2 protein-coding genes are annotated in these 5211 nt (G+C 36.0%); both read left to right on the top strand.

What is annotated here, in order from left to right; translation table 11 throughout:
• The first annotated feature begins 444 nt into the window (after positions 1-444).
• Positions 445-3648 (top strand): SusC/RagA family TonB-linked outer membrane protein, encoded by a 3204-nt coding sequence (locus B2145_RS10435; protein WP_291101918.1) that lies wholly within the window; start codon positions 445-447, stop codon positions 3646-3648.
• 11 nt (positions 3649-3659) lie between these two features.
• Positions 3660-5090: a SusD/RagB family nutrient-binding outer membrane lipoprotein gene (locus B2145_RS10430; protein WP_291101916.1), complete on the top strand. Its 1431-nt coding sequence runs from the start codon at positions 3660-3662 to the stop codon at positions 5088-5090.
• The last annotated feature ends 121 nt before the right edge of the window (positions 5091-5211 follow it).

Below are 5211 nucleotides of genomic sequence, written 5' to 3'. Positions count from 1 at the left end.
ATTAATCGAATTCAGGTTAATAATAAATACAGCCCCCTTTTTTTTATTTACTTTTACTTTGCTTAGATTCAATACATAAATTCCGCTTATTAATTGTCAATTATTTAATTAAAAAATCAAAGAAACGATTGTAAGATTGTCAAAAAGTGCATTTCACTCGAAAAAAAGCGGCAATATATCAGGCAAAATAAAACTCAATAATCAACAAAATTTATTCAACGCTTTTTTACTTCAAAGCTAATCACAATAAGGCTTGAATCGTTTTTAGCCTAACTAATTATTCCGAATTATTTTATCCAAATTTTACGTTAAAAATCCAATGTTACCGTAAAAACGATTAAAATAATTTATAGTTTTTGCTTTTTTACTGAGAATCGTGTTTAATTTATTTTTTTATGAAGGATATAATGATATATTTACAAAATAAATTTAAAAACATTCAATATGAAGCAACTTTTCTTAATTATGATGATTGTTTTTACCGCACAAATCACTTTTGCGCAAGTAAAAACAATTAAAGGAGTAGTATCTGACGGCAATGGAGTGCCATTACCAATGGCAAATGTCAATATCCAAGGGGAAACAAAAGGAACTTCAACCGATTTAGACGGTGTTTTTTCTATAGAAGTCAATGTTGGCAAAACATTGGTAATTTCTTATATTGGTTTTGAATCTAAAAACATTTTAGTCGGCGCTGCAAACACGATTAAAGTACGGTTAAAAGAAGGCACTACAAATGAACTTTCTGAAGTAGTGGTAACCGCTTTTGGAATTCAACGAAAGAAAAACGTATTGCCTTATGCAGCCCAACAAATAAGTGGCGATGACATGAATAAAACTCGGGTAAATAATCTAGCCAGCGGACTCTCCGGCAAAATATCCGGTTTACAAATTACACAAGGAAACTCCATTGGCGGATCTGTAAATGTAGTGGTAAGGGGCAATAAATCTTTATCCGGAAGTAACCAGGCCCTTTTTGTGGTGGATGGAGTTCCAGTTGACAATTCAAACACAAATTCAGCTTCACAAAGAGCAGGAGCAGGTGGATACGACTATGGCAATGCTGCAGCCGATATCAACCCGGATGACATCCTTTCCATTACCGTTTTGAAAGGTGCAGCAGCCTCGGCTCTTTACGGATCAAGAGCCGCCAATGGCGTAATTATGATAACAACCAAAAAGCCAAAAGCCGGATTAGGTGTTTCTATTAATAGTGGAATGACTGTGGGCAAAATCGATAACTCAACATTCGTAAAATATCAACAAGAGTACGGAGCCGGGCGTTCAATTGCTCAAGATAAAGACGGTTTTTTATATTTCGATGTGAATGCCGATGGAATTAAAGATTTGGTAGTTCCTACTTTTGCTCCACGCTCATGGGGACCACATTATGACCCAAATTTAATGGTGTATGATTGGGAATCGTTTGATCCAGCGTCTCCAAATTATCAAAAACCAAAACCTTGGATTGCACCTAAAAATGGACCCGAGCATTTTTATGAAACGGCTATATCTACCAGTCAAAGCGTTATGATTGATGGATCGGTACCAGATAAAAGTACTTTTAAACTTGGATACTCAAGAAATGATGAAAAAGGCGTTTTGCCAAATAGTAGTTTGTTGAAAAATATTGTGAATTTTAGTGCCAGTTATAATTTAACAAGCAAACTGGTGGTGAGCGGCTTAGTAAATTATTCCCAAACTAACGGTAAAGGAAGATATGGAACCGGTTACGATAGCGGAAGGAATGTAAACAGTAATTTCCGTCATTTTAACGAAACTAACGTTGATGTTTTAGAACAAAGAGATGCTTATTTCAGAAATAGACAAAACATCACGTGGAACTGGGCAGATCCAACTTTACTTACCAACTTAAAGCCCGGTTTTAGTGACAATCCTTATTGGGTAGTTTATGAAAATTATGAAAATGATTCAAGAAACAGAGTGATAGGAAACGTTTCCCTTTCTTACAAAGTCACAGACTGGTTAAACCTTTTGAGTAGAGTTTCAGTAGATACTTATAGTGAAGCCCAAGAGGAACATATAGCAGTTGGAAGCGCAGGTATTCCATCTTATTCGCGTTTCAACAGAAACTACAACGAGACAAACTATGATTTACTTGCTACGGCCGATAAAAAAATAAATGAGGATTTTAGATTAAACGCATTGGCTGGTGTTAACATAAGAAGAAATACAATATCTTCGGTATTTTCTCAAACATCAGGTGGTCTAGTTGTGCCAAAACTGTATGCAATCTCCAATTCCAAGGGTATCGTTCCTGCCCCTATTGAATCGTATCAGCCAAAAGCAGTTGATGGAATATTTGGAGGAGCTACCATAAGCTATAAAGATTATCTATTATTAGACGGAACCTTGCGCAGGGATAAATCGTCTACCTTACCTCAAGATGCAAATGCCTATAATTATTATGCCATTTCTAGCAGTTATTTATTTTCGCATCATTTACAAAATTTAGAATGGTTATCCTCTGGAAAAATCAGGGTAAATTATGCTACAGTTGGTAACGATGCCGCATGGGGAAGCATTAAAGACGTATACGATAAACCCAATCCTTTTGACAGCACTTTACTTTTCTCATTACCGAATACTAAAAACAATGGTCAATTAAAACCCGAGAAAACCATCAGTAAAGAAATTGGGCTGGAAATGTCCTTTTTTAATAGCAGACTCGGTTTTGACGCCTCTTATTATCATACCAATACTGTAGATCAAATTATCCCTGTGGCAGTTTCTACAGCAATCGGGTATTCCAGTAAATTCATGAATGCCGGTAACATTGAGAACAAAGGTGTCGAATTTTCTTTATATGGCAGTCCGATAAAAAACAGCGACTTTTCATGGGACATAAATGTAAACTTTACGCGAAACAGAAATAAAGTACTATCGCTTTATAATGATAGCAAAAATTTACAATTAGGATCTTTTCAGGGTGGAGTAAGTTTAAATGCTTCAATTGGCAAGCCTTATGGCGAATTGCAAACCACCACTTACGAAATGTTAAACGGAGAAAGATTGATAAAATCAAATGGATTATATCAATTCACAACTACTACATCAAATGTAGTTGGCAATGTTAATCCAGATTGGATTGGCGGCCTTAGTAACACTTTCAAGTATAAAAACTTAGCTTTAAGCTTCTTGATTGATGTTAAAAAAGGAGGTCAATTATTTTCTTTAGATATGTACTATGGAACAATGTCGGGCATTTTACCTGAAACCGTTGGACTTAACGATCTTGGAAACCCAAAGCGTGATGCTGTTGCCAGTGGCGGTGGTATAATTTTACCCGGTGTAACGGCAGATGGACAACCGAATACTAAAAGAGTTACCATTGTTTCAGGTACTAGCGCATATCAGGCGCAATCGGATTTCGTTTATGACGCCGGTTATGTAAAACTGAGAGAAGTGGCCATCTCTTATTCACTTCCTAAAAGAGTGCTTTCAAAAATGAAATCTATAAATGATGTCGAATTTTCATTGACAGGCAGAAATTTGTGGCTGATTCATAAAAATGTACCATACGCCGATCCGGAAGAAAACCTATCCTCTGGTAATGTCCAAGGGTACCAAAGTGGATCTTATCCTACTGTTCGTACCATTGGCTTAAATATTAAAGTAAAATTATAAACTCAGGAATCATGAAAAAAAGATATATTTTAATACTATTCGGCATTTTATTTATTAGTGCCTGTACAAACGACATTACCCGTTTTAACGATGAAACAAAGCGCGCCAGTGAAATCCCCCCAGGGCCCTTATTCTCAAATGCAGTAAAATCGATGTCGGATGGTTTAGCCTCGGCAAGCGTTAATGTTAACATCTTTCGTCATTTTGTAAATCATTGGGCCCAAGCAATTATTCAAGAAGAAGCTCAATATGATTATATCACAAGATCAATCCACAATGCTTGGTGGACTAGGATGTATCGAGATGTATTAAACGATTTAAAAGAAAGTGCCAGAATAATAACAAATGATGCCACATTAAATCCAACACAAAAAGCAAATCAATTAGCTATGGTTGATATTATGCAAGTGTATGCCTATAACATTTTAATAACTACTTTTGGTGATGTACCTTATACCCAAGCATTGGATGATAAAATATTATTCCCGGTTTATGATGATGCCAAAACTATAAATGACGATTTAATGCGCAGATTAGCGGATGATATAACCAAATTGAATACTGCTGCCCCTGGATTTACATCTTCAGAAGACATCCTTTTTCATGGTTCTGTATCTAAGTGGATTTCTTTTGCAAATTCGTTGCAAATAAGAATGGCGATGACCATCGCTGACGTAGATAATGCAGGAGCAAAAGCGGCATTTGAAAAAGCAAACCCAAATGCTATTAATTCTACAGCTAATGATGCCTTTATCAAATATTTTAGCGCCACACCAAATAACAATCCATTATATGACCAATTGGTATTGGCGGGTCGTACAGATTATATTGCAGCAAAAGATTTAATGGATGTGTTAAACAATTATGCGGATCCTCGTAAACCAGGCTTTTTTGGTGTTAATAATGCTGGGGAGTATGTTGGAGGAATAATGGGTGTTCCGAGTGATTATCCTAAAATGTCTAAACCAAGTGCCCGTGTTGCTGCACCAGATGCGCCAAATGTATTGATAGACTATGTCGAAATGGAATTTTATAGGGCTGAAGCGAAAGAACGTGGTTATACTGTAACAGGTTCGGCTGAATCACATTATAATAATGCCGTAAAAGCTTCAATAATTTATTGGGGAGGTACCAATACAGATGCCGATATCTACTTATTAAGACCAGACGTTGCTTACACCACTGCCACAGGCGGATGGAAACAAAAAATTGGTTTTCAGAAATGGATTGCATTATACAATCGCCCATTTGAAGGATGGTTGGAAGTTCGCAGATTAGATTTTCCACAATTAACATTGCCCGTTAATGCTATATCTGGTTTTCCAAACCGATTAAAATATCCAGGAAATGAGCAACAACTTAATGGAACGAACTATACTAATGCGTCAGCAAAAATAGGTGGTGATAAAAGTGAAACCAAATTGTTTTGGGATATCTTCTAATTAAAATTTGATCAATATTCAATGTTGTAGACAAAAAAGTTAAACCTTGTCACATCGCAACAAATATAATCCCTACAAACATTTATAAATAGTAGGGCATTATTAACTACCAATATTTAAC

It is taken from the genome of Flavobacterium sp. UBA5153 (assembly GCA_002413745.1).
Taxonomy (GTDB): domain Bacteria; phylum Bacteroidota; class Bacteroidia; order Flavobacteriales; family Flavobacteriaceae; genus Flavobacterium.
This window is presented reverse-complemented; position numbering and strand designations above follow the sequence as displayed.

Coding starts and splice junctions, on each gene's coding strand:
- B2145_RS10435 (WP_291101918.1), top strand. CDS start 445: ATGAAGCAACTTTTCTTAATTATGATGATTGTTTTTACCGCACAAATC.
- B2145_RS10430 (WP_291101916.1), top strand. CDS start 3,660: ATGAAAAAAAGATATATTTTAATACTATTCGGCATTTTATTTATTAGT.